Source organism: Aeromonas sp. MdU4, assembly GCF_041929505.1.
In the GTDB taxonomy this organism is placed as follows: domain Bacteria; phylum Pseudomonadota; class Gammaproteobacteria; order Enterobacterales; family Aeromonadaceae; genus Aeromonas.
In genome coordinates this window covers 139,090-158,270 of sequence record NZ_JBHFMW010000024.1, presented here as the reverse complement: position 1 = coordinate 158,270, position 19,181 = coordinate 139,090, and the positions used below count along the sequence as shown (strand labels likewise).

The 19,181-nt window shown below is 56.8% G+C and carries 15 protein-coding genes; 8 read left to right on the top strand and 7 right to left on the bottom strand.

The window, feature by feature from the left end:
• Positions 1-3 precede the first annotated feature (3 nt).
• From rmf to rlmKL, 4 genes are all read right to left on the bottom strand, one after another.
• Positions 4-183, bottom strand: a complete 180-nt coding sequence (rmf, locus tag ACE1BR_RS14280; RefSeq protein ID WP_005315693.1) for a ribosome modulation factor — start codon at positions 181-183, stop codon at positions 4-6.
• 157 nt (positions 184-340) lie between these two features.
• Positions 341-2,254: an ABC transporter ATP-binding protein gene (locus tag ACE1BR_RS14275; RefSeq protein ID WP_374871345.1), complete on the bottom strand. Its 1,914-nt coding sequence runs from the start codon at positions 2,252-2,254 to the stop codon at positions 341-343.
• Between the two features lie 73 nt (positions 2,255-2,327).
• On the bottom strand, positions 2,328-2,558 hold the full coding sequence (locus ACE1BR_RS14270) for a glutaredoxin family protein (RefSeq protein ID WP_374871344.1): 231 nt from the start codon (positions 2,556-2,558) through the stop codon (positions 2,328-2,330).
• Positions 2,558-4,753 (bottom strand): bifunctional 23S rRNA (guanine(2069)-N(7))-methyltransferase RlmK/23S rRNA (guanine(2445)-N(2))-methyltransferase RlmL, encoded by a 2,196-nt coding sequence (gene rlmKL, locus ACE1BR_RS14265; RefSeq protein WP_374871342.1) that lies wholly within the window; start codon positions 4,751-4,753, stop codon positions 2,558-2,560. The genes ACE1BR_RS14270 and rlmKL overlap by 1 nt, the downstream gene beginning before the upstream one ends.
• Positions 4,754-5,003: 250 nt before the next feature.
• On the opposite strand from rlmKL, the gene ACE1BR_RS14260 reads away from it, so the two are divergent.
• From ACE1BR_RS14260 to ACE1BR_RS14225, 8 genes are read left to right on the top strand one after another with little or no spacing between them, the layout of a single operon-like run.
• Positions 5,004-5,372: a response regulator gene (locus tag ACE1BR_RS14260; RefSeq protein ID WP_197930010.1), complete on the top strand. Its 369-nt coding sequence runs from the start codon at positions 5,004-5,006 to the stop codon at positions 5,370-5,372.
• Positions 5,373-5,388: 16 nt separating this feature from the next.
• Complete coding sequence (locus tag ACE1BR_RS14255) at positions 5,389-5,709, top strand: lipid asymmetry maintenance protein MlaB (RefSeq protein WP_374871339.1); 321 nt, start codon at positions 5,389-5,391, stop codon at positions 5,707-5,709.
• Positions 5,696-7,849, top strand: a complete 2,154-nt coding sequence (locus tag ACE1BR_RS14250) for a chemotaxis protein CheA (RefSeq protein ID WP_374871337.1) — start codon at positions 5,696-5,698, stop codon at positions 7,847-7,849. Before ACE1BR_RS14255 ends, ACE1BR_RS14250 begins: the two co-directional genes overlap by 14 nt.
• Before the next feature lie 45 nt (positions 7,850-7,894).
• Entirely contained in the window at positions 7,895-9,577 is a 1,683-nt protein-coding gene (locus ACE1BR_RS14245) for a methyl-accepting chemotaxis protein (RefSeq protein ID WP_374871335.1), read from the top strand.
• A gap of 10 nt (positions 9,578-9,587) precedes the next feature.
• Complete coding sequence (locus ACE1BR_RS14240; RefSeq protein WP_374871333.1) at positions 9,588-10,121, top strand: chemotaxis protein CheW; 534 nt, start codon at positions 9,588-9,590, stop codon at positions 10,119-10,121.
• Complete coding sequence (locus tag ACE1BR_RS14235) at positions 10,121-10,981, top strand: CheR family methyltransferase (RefSeq protein ID WP_374871331.1); 861 nt, start codon at positions 10,121-10,123, stop codon at positions 10,979-10,981. Before ACE1BR_RS14240 ends, ACE1BR_RS14235 begins: the two co-directional genes overlap by 1 nt.
• Positions 10,978-12,042: a chemotaxis response regulator protein-glutamate methylesterase gene (locus tag ACE1BR_RS14230; protein ID WP_374871329.1), complete on the top strand. Its 1,065-nt coding sequence runs from the start codon at positions 10,978-10,980 to the stop codon at positions 12,040-12,042. Before ACE1BR_RS14235 ends, ACE1BR_RS14230 begins: the two co-directional genes overlap by 4 nt.
• 14 nt (positions 12,043-12,056) lie before the next feature.
• Positions 12,057-12,296 carry a response regulator gene (locus ACE1BR_RS14225; RefSeq protein ID WP_374871327.1) on the top strand — a complete coding sequence of 80 codons (240 nt, stop codon included), beginning with the start codon at positions 12,057-12,059 and terminating at the stop codon, positions 12,294-12,296.
• A 217-nt stretch (positions 12,297-12,513) separates the two neighbouring features.
• Here the strand turns inward: ACE1BR_RS14225 and ACE1BR_RS14220 are convergent, their stop codons facing one another.
• The 3 genes from ACE1BR_RS14220 to ACE1BR_RS14210 form a co-directional block, all read right to left on the bottom strand.
• The gene (locus ACE1BR_RS14220) at positions 12,514-13,050 is read right to left on the bottom strand and encodes a cell division protein ZapC (RefSeq protein WP_374871325.1); all 537 of its coding nucleotides are present in this window, start codon (positions 13,048-13,050) and stop codon (positions 12,514-12,516) included.
• An 89-nt stretch (positions 13,051-13,139) separates the two neighbouring features.
• The gene (gene pyrD, locus ACE1BR_RS14215) at positions 13,140-14,150 is read right to left on the bottom strand and encodes a quinone-dependent dihydroorotate dehydrogenase (RefSeq protein ID WP_374871323.1); all 1,011 of its coding nucleotides are present in this window, start codon (positions 14,148-14,150) and stop codon (positions 13,140-13,142) included.
• Positions 14,151-14,228: 78 nt separating this feature from the next.
• Positions 14,229-19,067 (bottom strand): NAD-glutamate dehydrogenase, encoded by a 4,839-nt coding sequence (locus ACE1BR_RS14210; RefSeq protein WP_374871321.1) that lies wholly within the window; start codon positions 19,065-19,067, stop codon positions 14,229-14,231.
• Between the last annotated feature and the right edge of the window lie 114 nt (positions 19,068-19,181).

Here is a 19,181-nt window from a genome sequence, read left to right as displayed (position 1 = left end):
TTGTTACTTCATGAAGAGGCCTGAGCCCCGCCCTTCCATGGCGTCACGCCAACCACCAAGCCAATGCCCACGGGCATCCAGGCATTGATACGGACACGCTTCTTTCTGTTTGCCGACCACGCCAGCCTGATAACCACGAGCACGAGCTCTTTCCAGACGGTCCCGCTTCTGTCTCTTCATCATCTACGACCCTCTTCGTGGAACAAAAAAGCGACCAATTCTTCATCGGTCGCTTTCATCTTTACCCCAGCGAGCTGACCCGGTCAAACAAAAACTTTCACCCTAACCGGGCTATGTGACACAAGGCACTGAACTGGATTAAGTTTTAATTACAGGGAACTTACTCCTGATTTTTGAGTCCTTCCAGCTCTTCCCAGCGTGCAAATGCCTGCTCCAATGCTGCTTCGGCAGCGTTGAGCGCATCCAGTTTTGGCTGGGTTTTATCTGCCGACAGCGAGAAGAAACCAGGTTGGTTGATCTCGCTTTGCAACGCATCCAGCTCGGCTTCCAGCTGCTCGAGACGGGCGGGTAACCCTTCCAGCTCAAGCTGCAGCTTGTAGGAGAGCTTCTTGCTCTTCTTCGGCGCTTCGCTTGCGACGGCAACGATCGGCTCGGGCGCCTTGGTCGGCACACTCTTGGCCTGTTGCTGTGTATTTTGCTGCTCGCGAGTCGCCATCATGTCGGCATAGCCGCCGACGTAATCGCTGATGCGGCCATCCCCTTCAAACAGCCAGCAACCTGTCACGGTGTTGTCGATGAAACGACGATCGTGACTGACCAGCAGCAGGGTGCCGGGGTAATCGGCAAGCAGCTCTTCCAGCAGTTCCAGGGTCTCGACATCCAGATCGTTGGTCGGTTCATCGAGGATCAGCAAGTTGCTGGGCTTGAGGAACAGCTTGGCCAACAGCAGACGGTTCTTCTCGCCACCAGAGAGTGCCTTGACCGGCGTACGGGCCCGCTTGGGCTCGAACAGGAAGTCCTGCAGGTAACCGAGAATATGGCGGGAGCGGCCACGCACCATCACCTCCTGCTTGCCCTCCCCCACATTGTCCACCACGGTCTGCTCGGGATCGAGCTGTTCGCGGTACTGATCGAAGTAGGCCACCTCCAGATTGGTGCCCCCCTTGACGGTGCCACGGGTCGGCTCAAGCTGACCCAGCAACAGCTTGATCAGGGTCGATTTACCGCAGCCATTGGGGCCGACCAGCGCAATCTTGTCACCGCGCAGCACTTGCAGATCGAGCCCCTTGAACAGGGTGCGATCGCCAAAGTCCAGCCCCAGCCCTTCGGTCTCGAACACCAGCTTGCCGGAGCGATTGACCTCGTCCAGTTGCAACTTGGCCTTGCCCTGCAGCTCGCGGCGCTGGGAGCGCTCCATGCGCATCGCCTCAAGGGCCCGCACCCGACCTTCGTTACGGGTACGGCGAGCCTTGATGCCCTGACGCACCCACACCTCTTCCTGCGCCAGCTTGCGGTCGAACTCGGCGTTTTTCAGCTCTTCGACCCGCAACCACTCCTCTTTCCCTTGCAGGTACTCGTCGTAATTGCCTGGCCAGGAGGTGATGGCGCCGCGATCGAGATCGATGATCCGGGTTGCCAGCTTGTGGATGAACTCCCGATCGTGAGAGATAAAGACGATAGCGCCGCGAAAATCCTTGAGGAAATCTTCCAGCCAGTTGATGGCTTCGATATCCAGGTGGTTGGTCGGCTCATCGAGCAGCAACAAATCGGGATCGCAGGCCAGTGCACGGGCCAGCGCCACTTTACGCAGCCAGCCGCCGGAGAGACTGTCGAGGGTCACATCAGGATCCAGTCCCAGCAGGGTCAACACCTGACTGATACGGGTCTCGAATTGCCAGCCGTTCTGATAGTCGAGCTGCTCTTGCAACTCGCTCATCTTGCGAATATTGGCGTCTGAGGGATCGTGCGCCAGCTCCATGGAGATGTGGTGATACTGTTTGAGCAACTCACCCACGCCCGCCAGCCCTTCGGCAGCATAGTCAAACACCGTCAGCTCGCTGGAGGCCGGTGGGTCCTGCTCAAGGCGGGTCACTTTCAAATCTTGTTGCAGCACCAGACGCCCGTCGTCCAGCGGCAATTCGCTGGCGATGACCTTCATCAGGGTGGACTTGCCTGCCCCGTTGCGGCCAACCAGACAGAGGCGCTCGCCCCGCTCGATGGTCAGTTCGGCATTGTCGAGCAGCGGGAAATCACTGAACGACAGACAGGCGCCGTGCAATGTTAAAAGAGCCATGTTTGTTCCTTATTTCATATGAAAAAAACGGGCAGCAGACTGGGCCTGCCCCCGTTTTATCGTCAAATCACTCTCACCCCTGACGGGTGGCCCAACCCTTGAGCTCGGCCAGCGTGAAGGGCCAGCCGAGCTCGCGGCCAGCCTCGTCACGCAGTACCGGAATACGCACCCGATAGGCGGCAAGCCACTGCTCATCGTCCATGATGTCGCACTGGCGGGTGGCGGCGGCAAGGCCTGCCTCCTCCACCAGCGTCCAGGCCTGCTCGCACAGATGACAACCGTCGGTATGAAACAGGGTCAGCATCACGCCCCGGCCAGCTCTGGCGCATGGGTGATGATCCAGCAGTTGTGGATGTGCTGGTTGCGCTCGAAATCTTTCGGCCGCGTCTTCTGGGTGATGTTCTGCGCCTTGAGACCGATAGCCTCGAGACCGGCCAGATCCATCTTGAAGTGACGCTTGTTGTTGGAGAAGACCAGAGTGCCATCGGCCGCCAGCAAACGCTTCAGGTGCTGCATCAGCAGCAGGTGATCGCGCTGTACGTCGAAGCTCTCGTCCATCCGCTTGGAGTTGGAGAAAGTGGGCGGATCAATGAAGATGAGATCGTACTGCTCATCCGCTTCCGACAACCACTTCAGACAATCGGCCTGCACAAACTTGTGCTGACGGCCCACCAGCGAGTTGAGACGCATGTTGTCCTGCGCCCAGTTCAGGTAGGTGTGGGACATGTCGACCGTGGTGGTCTCGCTAGCACCGCCAAGACCTGCGTGCACGGTGGCACTGCCGGTATAGGCAAACAGGTTCAGGAAGCGCTTGCCCTTGGCCATCTGACCCAGCATGCGGCGAGTCTGACGGTGGTCGAGGAACAGACCGGTATCCAGATAGTCGTAGAGGTTGACCCACAGACGGGCACCGTACTCCTGGACTTCCATTCTCTGCTGCTCTGAGTTCAGCTTCTGATATTGCTGTTTGCCTTCCTGACGCTCACGCACCTTCAGGATCACCTTCTCGCCGTCCATGCCGGTCACCTTGATGGCGGCTTGAACCATGTCGAGCAGACGCTGGCGGGTCTTCTGGGCGGGGATATCCTTGGGCGCGGCATACTCTTGCACCACCAGATAGTCCTGATAGCGGTCGATGGCGGCGTTGTATTCCGGCAAGTCGGCATCATAGAGGCGATAGCAATCGATGCCCTCTTTGTTGGCCCACTTCTCGAGGGTTTTCAGATTCTTGCGCAGGCGGTTGGCAAAGTCCTGTGCGACCTCTTTCTGAGATGCCACGGAGTCCAGGGCGATTTGATAATTGCGCAGCTGACACTCGAGGGCACCGTTGAACAGGCGATATTGCTTGTCGGCACGCAGGCGCAGACAGCTGAGCAGTTCGGGGGATGCGGAAAGAATGGAGACTTTCCAACCCTGGAAGCTGCGACGCAGGGCATCACCTAGGGCCTGGTGCACTTCCAGCAGTGCCGGGAACTCGCCAAGACGCTCGCCATAGGGCGGGTTGGAGATCAGCATACCGACTTGGCGGGCCTCCCCTTGACCTTCTTCCCCTTCAACAGGGGCAGGCATCGGCAGCGGGTTTTCCAGCTTGGTGACGTCGGCCTGCTTGAAGGTGATGAGATGGGCAACACCGGCCGCTTTGGCGTTGTCGCGCGCTTTGAGCAGCACGCGCTGGTCGGCATCACAGCCAAACAGCTTCACTTCGCAACGCTGCATGCCGCGTTTGGCGCGCACTTGCGCTTCCATCATCAGACTCTGCCACAGCTCGCTATCGTGCTGCAGCCAGCGATCGAAACCGAAGCGCTCGCGGCGCAGCGCCGGCGCCATGTCGGCGGCGATAAAGGCCGCTTCAATCAGCAAAGTACCGGAACCGCACATGGGGTCCATCATGGGCTCACCGGCCCAGCCGCTACGGGCAATCATGGCGCAGGCCAGGTTCTCTTTGAGCGGTGCTTCACCGGTGCCCTGACGATAGAAACGCTGGTGCAGCGCCGGGCCTGACAAGTCCAGCGTGATATTGGCCTTGCCTTTGCCCAGGTGCGCCATGATGCGGATATCCGGCGACTTCTTGTCCACGTCAGGACGCACGTGACCGCGCTTGGTGAAGCGATCGACGATAGCATCCTTGATCTTCAACGCGCCATATTGGGTATTGCGAATGGCGGGGTTGGTACCGGTAAAGTCCACCGCGATGGTAGAAGTACCGGAGAAGTGCTCTTCCCAGGGGATGGTGTGGGCGCCCAGATAGAGATCCAGATCGTCGTTCATCTGGAATTCGGACAGCACCAGCACGATACGGGAGGCAAAACGGCTCCACAGGCAGGCTTTGTAGCCAATCGCCAGTTCGCCTTTGAAGTGGACGCCAGCCACGGTCTCACGGACCTGCTCTGCGCCCAGGGTGGTCAGCTCGTCGGCCAACAGGTTTTCCAGCCCTTTGGGGCAGGTTGCAAAAAATTCTTTCATCACGCTCACGGGAAACCCATAAAAATAGTCCCGCATTATACCTCATCAGGTGACTCTGAGCATGCAAAAGTGGCTGGCAATGAAGGGAGAAACGGCGTGACAAGCGCCTATTGGCCCCCTTCTTGAGCGTCGGAAAAACCGCTTTGCATCCCCTCCCCCAATTTTTGTCCTGCGCAGGCTGGCCCATTTTTAAAAAGTCCACCCACATCAACTTATTGGACAACAATTAGGAGGTCTCGCCCCATGTCAGCCAGATATCAATAACGCCTGTGAATGAGCCGCCTTTATGACCAAAACCATCCTCGTTGTGGAAGATTCTGCCAGCATCCGAGCGACCATCACCATGACGTTGCAAAGCGCAGGCTTTGTCGTCATTGAGGCCGATGATGGCAATGCTGCCCTTGGCCAACTCGAACGCCAACGTGTTCATCTCATCATTTCGGATCTCAACATGCCGGGAATGGACGGCATGACCCTGCTCAGGCAGGTCAAAGCGCAGCCAGCGACCCGTTATCTGCCTTTCATCATGCTGACCACCGAAAACTCGGCAGAGATCCGTCAGGAGGGTTTCGACGCTGGCGCGCGCATCTGGCTGACCAAGCCATTTGAACCACTCAAGCTGATCGATGATGTCTACAAAGTGATGCAGCCATGAAAGGGGAGTTACAGGGATGAGTTTCGAGCTTGATATTCTGCATGCCCCCCCGACGGCCATCCTGACGGGGGAGCTCACCATCATGACCCTGGGGGACCTGCAAGATGATCTCTTCGGCTTGCTTAACTTTGCCATCGTCGTGCTGGATGTCAGCCAGTTGGAGGAGCTGGATAGTTGCGGTGCCCAGTTGATCGCCCTTTTGCAGCAGGAAGCCAATCAGCAGAGCAAACGCTTGCGGATCCGCACCGGGGAAGAGAGTGTAGCGCAGCTGGCGTTGAGCCAACTCGGCCTGTTACCCATGCTGACCATCGCGGGGACCAAAGATGGATATCAATAAAGCGCGCATCCTCTTTTTTGAAGAGGCCTACGAGCAGTGTGACCATCTGGAACACGCCCTGCTTGACAGAGATACCTACCCAGCGAATGCGGATACCTACAATCTGATGTTTCGCACCGCCCATACCATCAAGGGGTCGGCCAGTATGCTGGGGCTCACCATGCTGGTGCGCTTTGCCCATGCCATGGAGAACATGCTGACCCGGCTGCGCAGCGGCGAGATCCAGCTCGATGAACATCTGATCAACCTGCTGCTGGCCTGTAATGACCAATTGCGCGACCTGCTGCAAGGGGCCGAACACAACCCGGAATTGCCGCAAACCGAGACCCAGCAGATCCTGGCGCTGCTCTCCCAGCTACAAGGGCATCAGAGTTTGCCCAATCCACCGGTTTCACTGCCCGTCCAGCACGAAGTTGCCGAACAAGATATGCGCTCGTGGCACCTGTCGCTGCGCTTCTACCCAGCCCTTTATCAGGATGGCTTCGACCTGCTGGCATTTATCCGCTACCTCGGCAATCTGGGCGAGATCGGGTTTATCGAACCAGTCTGGCATGAGTGGCCCCCGTTGCAGTTGCTCGATCCAACAGAGTGTTTCCTTGGTTACGAGATTGCGTTGCGTAGCGCGCAATCTCCCGAACGAATTCGCAGCACATTTGACTTTGTGGCCCATGCCAGCATTATCTGCTTGCTGACCCCCCATCAGGATCTGGCCGAGTATGCCAGACAGGGCGCCAAGCTGGCCCAATGGCGCAATGAGCCATTGACAGCGCAGCTGGCTCGCTGGGAGGCTGCCGGTGCCCTGACCCGCTCGGAAGCTGATGCCATAGAACACGACACATATGGCAATTCATCTTCTCCCCAACCAATTCAAATCGCCGCAACCCTGCCGGAGAGTAAAACCGAGCCCTCAGTCACGTCCCAGGCCAAGCCTGCGCCGTTGCGTGCCGAAGGTCATTACATCCGCATTGAGGCGGCCAAACTGGATCGTCTGATCAATCGGGTGGGCGAACTGGTGATCGCCACCTCGGCAACCACATTACAGGCAAAATTGCGGGGCGATGCCGAGCTGGTCGAATCAGTCGCCACAGTCAACACCCTGGTCGAAGGGATCCGGGATGATGCCCTGACCTTGCGTATGGTGCCCATCAACGAGATCTTTAACCGGTTTCCCCGTCTGGTGCATGAACTCTCCCAGCAGACCGGCAAAAACATCAGTCTGCACATTCACAATGCCGATACCGATATCGACAAATCCATGGTCGAGAAACTGACCGATCCCCTGATGCATCTGGTCCGCAACGCCGTCGACCATGGTATCGAGGATGAACTGCAACGCCTGCAGGCAGGCAAGCAAGCATCCGGGGTGATAACTCTCAATGCGTACCACGATGCAGGCGCCGTGGTCGTCGAAGTCAGTGACGATGGTCGTGGTATCGATCGGGAAAAGATCCAGGCCAAGGCATTGGCGCTCGGCATGACACAAGAGGGCAAGGTATTGGGGGAACAGGAGATATTCCAGTTTCTGTTTCAGCCAGGCTTCTCCACCGCGGCCGATGTCAGCGATCTTTCCGGCCGCGGGGTCGGGCTGGATGTGGTCAAACGCAATCTGGAATCTCTGCGCGGAGAAGCCACCATCGAAAGCCGCCTGGGGACCGGGACGACCTTTCGCCTGCGATTGCCGCTGACGCTGGCCATCATCGACGGCTTTCGTATCGAAGTGGATCACTCCTCACTGGTTATCCCCCTCGACATGATGATCGAATGTATCGACCTGCCGCCGGAGGCGCTCGATACCCCTGCTCGCCAGATCAATATTCGTGGTGAGTGGGTGCCCTTCATCGTGTTGCGCGAACTGTTTGCCCTCCCCCCAGCTACCGAACCCGCCTTTGTGGTGATGGTTGACTATGCCGACAACCGGGCTGGCATCGTGGTAGATCGGCTGGTCGGTGAGGTACAAGCCGTGATCAAACCACTGGGTGAGTTATTCAAATCACTGCGCTATGTCAGCGGCTCCACCATTCTGGGCAATGGTCAGCCAGCACTGATCCTTGATGTGCCACAGCTGATTGAGCTGGCTCGGCGCCGAGAACAACACATGCTGCATCAACAGAATGATGCGGTATTTAACATCAGAAATTGAGTCGCCCCCCATACTGTCATTAACGGTATTTATGGAGTCAAAACCATGGACTGGTTTCACAACTTGCAAGTCAGAACAAAACTGGTGCTGTCATTTTCCATCCTGATGCTACTGCTGATCACATTGACAGTGACCAGTTACAGCTCCACTAGAACCATGGCTCAGCTGGTGGTCAATATGCATGCAAACCAGCTGATACCAATAAAAGACATTGCCACTGGTAATCTGTATGCGGTTTATCAAAATCGCGCCCTTTATCGCTATATCGGTGAAGTCGATCCTGATTTGAAAGATCAATCGTTAGCCAATATGGACAAGTTTGAAAAGCTGATGTGGGAATCACTTGCGAATTACCGTAAAACCAATCTCACCCAGCGGGAAACTGACCTGCTCTCCCGCTTTGAACAGACATGGTCAGCATACAAAGGGTACCAAAATGACATTCTCAAGTTGGCCCAGACCCAAGGAATGGATATAGACGCCGACCGCAAATCTTACCGCATGATGAGTGAGAAGGGTCGACCTGCCTTCGATATGGCGGATGCCGTTCTCAGGGAATTGGTCGACGTTAATGCCTCCTTGGCGAAAAGCTCTCTAGACGAAAGCCAGAATATCTATCAGGAGAACCTGCGACTCCTTCTCGTAATATCGGTTATGGCATTTGTTATCTGTCTGATACTTGCCTTATTGGTGACCCGTAGCATCTTGCGCCAGCTGGGAGGAGACCCTTCCTATACCGTGCAGGTAGTCGCCCGTGTCGCCAACGGCGATCTCTCCACCCCGGTCAAACTGAGAGCCGATGACTCCTCCAGCTTGCTCTTTGCCATCAAGAGCATGGCTCATCGACTATCGGACACCCTCAACGAAGTCGGAGCCATGTCGGAGGCAATCGGTTCTGCCTCGGAACAGGTTGCGGCCACCGCCAATTCGCTCTCCCAAACCGCATCGGAGCTCGCCTCCAGCGTCGAGCAGACCAGCGCCTCGGTTGAAGAGATGGCGGCTACCGTGAGCCAGAACGCGGACAACGCCAAGGTGACCGAAAACATCTCCACCAAAGCGGCCAGCAGCGCGACCGACAGTGGCAAAGCGGTTGGCGAAATGGTCCATGCCATGAAGGAGATCGCCTCCCGCATCACGGTGATCAACGACATCGCCAACAAAACCGATCTGTTGGCAATTAATGCGGCCATCGAAGCAGCCCGAGCAGGTGAACATGGCAAAGGGTTTGCCACTGTCGCCGCCGAGGTCAGAAAACTGGCCGAGCGATCCCAAAATGCCGCCAAAGAGATCGGTGAACTGGCCAGCCGTTCCGTCAGCGTGGCCGAGCAGGCGGGGACCCTGCTGCGGGAAATGCTGCCCGGTATCGATCAGACCGCCACGCTGGTACAAGAGATCGCCTCTGCCTCCCGCGAACAACGAGCCAGCGTCTCGCAAATAAATATCGCGGTCACCCAGATCAGCGATGGCATGCAAGCCTCTGCTGCCTCCGCCGAAGAGCTGAGCTCCACCTCGGAAGAGCTGAGCTCCACCGCACTGCAACTGCAAGAGTTGATGCAACAGTTCACCCTGAGAGGAGGCAATGTGCGCCAGCCACAGCTGTTCCACGGTTCACACTATGTGGCTAAAAGTGTGAGCCCGAAAAAGAACATCCTGACTCCGCATTCACACCTGCACCACGATGAGGATCTGGAGCGGGAAGTTGATGACGGCAAGTTCACCAACTACTAGGAGCCGGCATATGCGCACGAAACCAGCTCCTGAGGCAACAACCTCCCATTTTCACTGCGTGACATTCATGCTGGGGGGGGAATTGTATGGCGTCGATATCAGTTGCATCCGTGAAATCATTGAGTTCGAGGGGATGACCCCGGTGCCCATGATGCCGCGCTTTGTCAGGGGGATCATTAATCTGCGGGGCGCCGTGGTGCCGGTGATCGATCTCTCGATCCGCTTTGGCCGGGCCCAGACCGAGCTCAAACCGACCACCTGTGTGGCGATCCTCTCCCTGTCAAACAGCAGTGGCGAAGAGCAGGAGATCGGCATGTTGCTCGATGCCGTGTGTGAAGTGCTGGAGATCGCCACCGATACCATAGAGCCAGCGCCTACCTTTGGCGCCCATATCAGAGGCGATTTTATTCAAGGGGTAGTCACGATTGCGCAGCAGTTCGCCATTCTGCTCGATATGCACAAGGCCCTCTCGATTGCCGAACTGAGTGCCATGGCGGAAGCGACCACCAGCCAGCTGTTCAATATCGAGCAAGGGGGATGCTAGTGGCATCACTCGTTACCCCTGAACAAGGGCCGGTACTGAGCCAAAAGGAGTTCGATCTGTTCCGGCGTTTTATTCTGACCACCGCCGGCATTGACCTTGCTCCCTGCAAGCGGGCGCTGGTGCAATCCCGGCTGGCCAAACGGCTACGGGCACTCAATATCAGCAGTTACTACAGCTACTGGGAGAAGATCAATCACGCCTCGGAAAACAATGAGCGGCAAATCGCGATCAATCTGCTCTCGACCAACGAGACCTATTTTTTCCGCGAGGCGCAGCACTTCAACTGGCTAAAACACCATGCCGAGCAACTATTGGCTAACCGCCACCAGCCGCTGCGTATCTGGTCTGCCGCCTGTTCCACCGGCGAAGAGGCTTACTCTGCGGCCATGGTACTGGCCGAACAGCTCGGCATTAACGAGCGCTGGCGAGTCTATGGCACCGACATCAACACCCGGGTCATCCCCTTTGCCCAGCGCGCTATCTATGCTGCGGAGCGGGCCCAGCATGTCCCCCCCCATTTGTGGCTGCGTTATTTTCAGCGCGGCCATGACGAGTATTCAGGCAAGATCCGGGTCAGGCCAGAACTGGCCCGAAAGGTCTCCTTTTCCAACTTGAACCTGCTTACCTGCAGTGACTTCGTTGAGCGGGATTTCGACGTCATTTTTCTGCGTAACGTGCTCATCTATTTCAATGAAGCGACCAAAGCGCGCGTACTGTCGCAGTTGTGCGATCTGCTCAAGCCCGGTGGTTATCTGCTGGTCGGCCACTCGGAGATCATCCGCCAGCATGATCTCCCGCTGGAACAGGAAGCGCCTTCTCGCTATCGCTGTCAGGCTCCTCTGGCCAAGGATAATCTATGACAATACGGGTATTGATCGTTGATGACTCGGCACTGGTGCGGGAGGTACTCACCCAGATGCTGAGCAAATCCCCCGATATCGAAGTGATTGGCGCCGCATTTGACCCCATTTTTGCCATGCAACAGATGAAGAAAGGCTGGCCAGACGTCATTATTCTCGATATCGAGATGCCAAGGATGGATGGCCTGACATTTCTCAAGAAAATAATGACCGAACGCCCGACCCCGGTCATTATCTGCTCCTCCCTGACCGAAGAGGGAGCCAGCATTACCCTGGAGGCACTCGCAGCAGGCGCCATTTCCATCATCACCAAGCCGGGTGTCGGCATCAAAAATTTTCTGCAACAGTCTGCCAATGAGCTAATTCAGGAGATCCGTGGTGCGGCCAATGCCAAATTGCGCAATCTGCTCCCCGCCTCCAATCAACTCACCGTGTCTCCCAAACGCAGTGCCGATGCCATGCTCTCCCCCCCGGCTGAACGGATTAAATTCAAAACGACCGAACGGATCGTTGCCGTAGGGACATCGACGGGCGGCACCCAGGCGCTGGAATACCTGCTCACCCGTTTGCCAACAAGCTGCCCGGGCTTGGCCATCGTCCAGCATATGCCCGCCAGATTTACCGCCTCGTTTGCCGAGCGGCTGAACGGTTTATCCCAGATTGAAGTCAAGGAAGCGGTCACTGGCGATCGCCTCCTTCCCGGGGTGGCGCTGATTGCACCGGGCGGCAAACATCTGCTGATCCAGCGCAGCGGTGCCCAGTATCTGGCCGAGGTGAAAGAGGGACCTCCCGTCTCGCGGCACTGTCCTTCAGTCGATGTGCTGTTTCGCTCCATCGCGGTCAGCGCTGGTCACAATGCCCTTGGCGTCATCATGACCGGCATGGGAGACGACGGTGCCCGTGGTTTGCGGGAATTGCACGATACCGGCGCCCGTACGATTGCCCAGGATGAGGCCAGTTGTGTGGTATTTGGCATGCCCAAAGAGGCGATCGCACACGGAGGGGTCGATGAAGTGATGTCACTTGCCCAGATAACACAAACGCTCGCGCGTCCGGATTAAATAGAGGGTTAACTATGTCATTAGTGCAATGGCAGGGCCGCTGCGCTCTGGTGGTCGATGATTCTCGCACCCAGCAATATGAGGTGACCTGCCTGTTGCAGGCGCTGGGCTTTGGCCAGATCCATGTCGCCAATGATGGTCAGGATGCACTCGATAAATTGCAGCAGATCGACCATGTGGATCTGCTGCTCACCGACCTCAACATGCCTGGCATGGACAGGGTTTACACAATTCAACTTAATTTGCGTAACTAGATCCAGTCTAAATGTTGTGAGTATCAGAGGTTGTGGCGGGAGTAATATCCCGCCACTTTTTTGCATCCGGCATCTCTTTGGTGATAAGCCGACAGCATGAACGCGGGGCGGGTTGATGGTGAATAGCAGAGCAAGAACAAATAAAAATGAGGATGTTGTTCAGACAAAAATGATAAGACGCTAGTGATCAAACACGCCAGTAAAACAGCGCAGAGGATCAACTCACCTGACGATATTGCTCGGTCACCACCATGCGAGATTTCATCCGGTTGTTCATCACCTTGATCACGCCGAAACGGGGCAGCGTTTTACTGGTGGTCAATATAAGATCGGCGGTCAGGTTCAAACAGACGCTGGCCTGTTCACCCGCCTCAATAACCATAAATTCCCCTTTGCCATGGGGTGTATGCATCAAAATCAGATCACCATTGTTTGGTGCAATGACCGGATGCTGTTCACTAAAAAACCAGCTTTGCGGCATCAGGGGCTTATAAAAACGGCTAACGGCTATTGCATTGAGAACCAATTGTACCTGATGAGGAATACTCCACTCCAGTTCGGCCGCTTTGTCCATCAGCTGATAATAGAGCGCCGCATCATCGACACAAAATGGCTGGGTAGCAAACGAGCTGGGTACCAATTGTCGCCCTTGATACTCGGTCGCAAATAACATGTTATCAGACAGGTCCAACATCAGACGGTCACTCTGGGCATCATAGTGCCATTGCCAGCTATCGGTCGGTTGGATAAACATGTTGGAGCCCTTACTTGAAATTTTATCAGTTGACTTTATTCCATGTAGATAAAATCAGCAACGTCAAATAAAGGGCTCCCTACTATTTCTTATATATTTGTCACGATCTCTTTGACCAGACCCGGTCCTTTATAAATAAAACCGCTATAAATTTGTACCAGACTGGCACCGGCGGCCAATTTTTCACGGGCGGCCATGGCACTATCAATACCCCCTACCCCGATAATCGGCAATGCACCATCGAGCGCCTTGGCCAAATGGCGGATCACCTCGGTGCTCTTGTACTGCAGCGGACGACCGCTCAGGCCACCTGCTTCACCGGCATGGGGCATGTCATAAATCATCTCGCGCTCAAGGGTGGTATTGGTGGCGATCACACCATCAATGCCATTACGCACCAGTGAGGCGGCAACCTGATCTATTTCTGCAAGGCTTAAATCCGGGGCAATTTTAACCGCCAGCGGCACATACTTTTTATATTGGGCGGCCAGCTCTTGCTGACGCACCTTGAGGGCTGCCAGCAATTCATCCAGCGCCTCGCCATATTGCAGCGAACGCAAACCCGGGGTGTTGGGGGAAGAGATATTGACGGCAATATAACCGGCGTGATCATAAACCTTGTCCATGCAGATCAGGTAATCATCCTTGCCCTGCTCGATGGGGGTATCTTTGTTCTTGCCGATATTAATGCCGATCACCCCCTGATATTTAGCCTCTTTTACCTTGGCTACCAGATGATCCACTCCCTTGTTGTTGAATCCCATCCGGTTGATGATCCCCTCTGCCGGAATAACCCGGAACAGGCGAGGCTTGTCATTGCCGCTCTGGGGTTTGGGGGTGACGGTGCCTACCTCGATAAAGCCAAATCCCATGGCTCCTAACGCATCAATGCACTCACCATCTTTATCCAGACCGGCTGCCAATCCCACCGGGTTGGCAAAAGAAAGCCCCATAACAGTGACGGGGCGTTTCGGCAAATTCTGGCGGAAGAAACAATCGAGTGGCGTACCGAGAAGGCGGGGCAAATATTTCATGGAGAGATCGTGCGCCTGTTCCGGATTGAGCTTGAACAGGAAATGCCTTGCGATGGGGTACAACATCTTTGCTCCTTAAAGAAAGCCCCGGCAACTGGCCGGGGCTTGGGGTGTAATGCCGGTGTGATGCCTTAATTTGGCAATTTAAAGTGCCCGGCAATTCAACTGGAGCAGGTTCAACTCTCGCAAGGCCACCGAGAACTTGGCGAACTCGTGAGTGCTGGTGGTCTTGAAGTCGGCCAACATATGGGTCCAACGGGACAAGAGTTGCTCATGCTCCGAAATCCAGTCGGCCAGTATGGTAGCGCATTCTCCCTGATTTTTGCACCCTTCCAGTACCACAGAAGTGAGACTGCGCTGCTGCCAGTCCAGATCTTCGCGGAACGAGGCCCGCGCCATCGCCTGCCAGTGGTTGCCCACCGGTTGATGATTGATCTGGTCGAGGAACCAGTGCAGATCCAGTTTGGCCCCAAGGCGATAGTAGACATTGGCGGCACGCAGGATGTCAGTCTTGTGCTCCGCGGCAATCTGCGCCAGATCCAGACAGGAGAAGAGACTGCTCATATGAGCGACCTGACAGGCAATGGCCTCCGGTACCTGTTTCTCCACCAGCTTGCTCACGGCCAGCTTGTGCTCAGCCACTTCGCTCTCATCCATCACCTCATAGAGGTGCTGACTCAAGGTCTCGAATGCCGGGCGGAAGAAGGCGATGTTCTCGCTGATGCTCCAGCTGCGGTTGCGAGCACGCAGGAACCAGCGGGTGGCGCGGCGCACAATGCGACGACTGTAGAACATCAGCTCGAGCTGGGTCTTGGCATCCACCAGGTTGTCGCACCCTTCGATATCGCGCCACAGCCGGTTCATGCCAAACACCTCACGGGCCATAGCGAAGCAGCAGGCCACTTCCGCCACCGAGGCTCCAGTCTCGTCCTTCATTCGGCTGGCGAAGTTTAGCCCCATGTCGTTGACCAGCATGTTGGCCACCCGGGTCGCGATGATCTCGCCGCGTAGCGGGTGATCGGCAAGCTGGGCACCGAACTGCTGCTGTATCTTGGCCGGGAAGCTGGTGACCAGCATGTTGGCGAGGAAGGGCTCATCGGTCACTTCCGGGCAGTTGAGCTGCTCTTTCAGTACCATCTTGCCGTACGCCACCAGCACCGCCAGCTCGGGGCGGGTCAGCCCCTGCCCTGCCGCCATCCGCTCGGAGAGCTCCTCATCAGAGGGCAGGAACTCCAGCGCACGGTCCAGCTTGCCTTCCCGCTCCAGCCCCTGAATAAAGCGCTGTTGCTCTTTGAGTTGTTCCGAACCGCGGAAGCTGGTGACCGAGATGGACTGGGACTGGCGATAGGCGTTAGTGATAACGATCTGGGCAACGTCGTCGGTCATCTCATAGAGCATCTGGTTGCGCTGCTTGAGGGTCAGATCCCCTGCCGCCACCAACTGGTTAAGCAGGATCTTGATGTTCACCTCGTTGTCGGAGCAATCCACCCCACCCACGTTGTCGGTGAAGTCGGTGTTGATGCGACCGCCCTGGCTGGCGTACTCCACCCGACCAAGCTGGGTAAAGCCGAGGTTGCCCCCCTCACCCACGATACGGGCCCGCAGATCGCGACCATTGACCCGCAGCGCATCGTTGCTGCGATCGCCAACTTCCGCATCGCTTTCGCGAGCGCTCTTCACGTAGGTACCGATCCCGCCGTTCCACAGCAGATCAATGTTCAGGCAGAGCAGCGCCTTGATCAGCTCGTTCGGGGCCATACTGGCCTTGTCGGTACCAAGCAGGGTCTGCATCTCGAGGCTGAGCTTGATGGACTTGGCAGAGCGCAGGAAGATGCCGCCCCCTTGTGATATCAGCTCGCGGTTGTAGTCATCCCAGCTGGAACCCGGCAGCTCGAACAGGCGCTGGCGTTCGACAAAGCTTTTGGCTGCATCCGGAGTCGGGTCGATGAAGATATGCATGTGGTTGAAAGCACCCACCAGTCGGGTGTGCTCGGAGAGCAGCATGCCGTTGCCAAACACATCCCCTGCCATGTCGCCGATCCCGACGCAGGTAAAATCTGTGGTCTGGCAGTTGACGCCGATCTCGCGGAAGTGGCGCTTGACCGACTCCCAGGCACCGCGGGCGGTGATGCCCATCTTCTTGTGGTCATAACCGACCGAGCCGCCGGAAGCGAACGCATCGCCCAGCCAGTGACCGTATTCAAGGCTTATTTCGTTGGCGATGTCGGAGAAGGTGGCAGTGCCCTTGTCGGCGGCCACTACCAGATAGTAGTCATCCTCGTCGTGGCGCACCACGGATTTCGGCGGGATCACTTCACCGCCAATGATGTTGTCGGTCACATCGAGCAGACCACGGATAAACAGGCGATAGCAGGCTTTGCCCTCTTCCTGGATGACGGCTCTGGGCGCGCCCACCGGCATCTGTTTGCAGTAGAAGCCGCCCTTTGCCCCCACCGGCACGATGACGGTGTTCTTCACCTGCTGGGCTTTGACCAGACCCAGCACTTCAGTGCGGAAGTCTTCTTTGCGATCCGACCAGCGCAGGCCGCCACGGGCCACCTTGCCCCAGCGCAGGTGCACCCCTTCTACCCGTGGCGAATAGACGAAGATCTCGAATTTGGGCAGCGGCAGCGGCATGTCAGTAATATTGGCGGGAGCAAGCTTGAAGGAGACGTAGGGCTTGATGTTGCCCGCCTTGTCCAGCTGGTAGTAGTTGGTGCGCAAGGTGGCGTCGATCATCTCCACATAGCGGCGAATGATGCGATCGTCATCGAGGTTGGCCACCTGATCCAGCTTGGCGGCAAGCGCCTCGTGCAGCTTGGCTTCTGCCTTAGCGTCCTGTTTGCCTGCCGGATCGAGGCGCTGCTCGAACAAGGTAAACAGCAACTGGGCGATATCGGGATAACGAGTCAGGGTCTCTTCGATATAGGACTGGCTGAAGGAGACTCCGGTCTGGCGCATGTATTTGGCATAGGCGCGCAACACCGAGACCTGACGGCCAGTGAGGTTGGCGCCCAGCACCAGCCGGTTGAAACCGTCATCTTCCAGCTGCTTGTTCCAGATAGCCGCAAAGGCTTGCTGGAAGCGCTGTTGGCTCTGCTCCAGCTCAAAGGGCTGCTCGCCGTGCAACAGCATGGAGAAGTCAAGGATCCAGAACAGATCACCGCTCGGGGTGCGTACCTGATAAGGGGTCTCGCCGATGACACGCAGCCCCATGCTCTCCAGCATCGGCAGTACGTCGGAGAGGTGAATGGGCTCAGTGCGGTGGAACAGCTTGAGCCGTACCCGACGGTCGTTCTCCTCCTCCTGGGCACGATAGAACAACATGCCAAGGGGTTCGGCTTCACTCAGGTTATCGAGCGCCATGATATCGGCAACGGCAGAGCCCGGCAGCACATCTTCCTTGTAGGCGCGGGGGAAAGCGGTGCTGAAACGGCGGCGCAGCTCGTTGCCACGGGCTTCGCCATAGTGGGAGAGCAGCACGGAGTCGAGTCGGTCGTCCCAGCTGCGGGCCGCTTCAATCAGGTTGTTCTGTACTTCGTTCACATCCACATCCACGTTGTTGTTGTTGACCCGCACTATGTAGTGGGTCCGTGCCAGCACCCCTTCGGTGAAGTAGACATTGAACTCCACCTCTTCACTACTGCCGAAATACTGTTGCAGGATCTGTTGGGTCTTGATCCGCAGGGCGGTGTTGTAGCGCTCCTTGGTGACATAGACCATGCAGGAGAAGAAGCGGCCATAAACATCGCGGCGCACGAACAGGCGCAACATGTCTCGCTCCTGCATCTCCAGCACGCCCAGGCCGGTAGCCAACAGCTCCTCTTCACGGGCCTGGATCAGCTCGTCACGGGGGTAGGTTTCCAGCACGTTCAGCAGCGCCTTGTAGGCGTGGGAGCCTTTCTCATGGCCGGAGGAGGCCATGATGCGCTCGAGACGGTGGCTAATGAGCGGGATCTGGGTGGCGCTGGTGTTGTAGATGGAGGAGGCGTAGAGGCCGATAAAGCGATCTTCACCGACCACCTTGCCATGCTCGTCGAAGCGCTTGATGCCGATGTAGTCCACATAGGCAGGGCGGTGCACCCGGGACTTGCTGTTAGATTTGGTGAGGATCAGCAAGTCAGAGCTCAGGGCGGCATGACGGGCGCTGGCAGGCATATTGCCAAGGCGCTGCCCTTCATCCTTGATGGAGTTCTTCATCAGACCGAGACTGGAACTGGCCTGCGGCAGGATCTCGTGGTCCCCCTCCACCGCCTTGACGTCGTAGCGGCGATAGCCCATCAGGGTGAAGTTGTGGGCGGCTACCCATTTGAGGAAGGCAACGCAGGAGGCTACCTCTTCCTTGCTGACCGGACTCTTGCGTTTGGGCAGTTCATCGATGATTTCATTGAGCTTGGCCAACATCGGCAGCCAGTCCCCGACCGCCAGCGCCACTTCCCCTGCCACCGAGTTGAGTTCGGCTGCCAGCGCGGCCATCTGCTCTTCGCTGGTGAGATGATCGATCTCGATGAGGAACGCAGTTTCAACCGAGGTCTGCCCGTCGGTGTTATCGAGCTCCAGGATGGCGCCGATCTTGCCATCCGCACCACGAATAAGGTGCAGCGGTTGATGCAGCATCATGTGGGCAGTGATATTGAGCCGCTTGAGCGCCATCCGGATGGAGTCCACCAGGAACGGGGAGTCCTGCAGGATAACCTCGACAATGGTATGGGGAGACTGCCAACCGTGGCGGGTCAGCTCGGGATTGTAGACCCGGATATAAGGCTCGGTGCCGCTACGTTGATTGAGGGCATTCCACAGGCTCAACGCAGCACCGTAGAGATCACTGTCGTTGCGATCATGCAGATCGGAGCTCGCCATATTGCCGTAAAACTTGGCCACGAAACGTTCAACCAGAGAGGCACTCTTCTCAGGCAATTTCTGGTGGATCAGGCCGAGAACGTTTTCGAGCAGAACTGAGGTAGGGGCGTCTTTCAATGCCATTTCTATATTCCTTATCGGACGACATTCACCACCGACGCAGAGGCAACCACCCTGGTTACCCGCTTGGTGCAGAGTTGTTGCGAAGTGTAATGGCTTGGATCAAGGAAGGCGAGA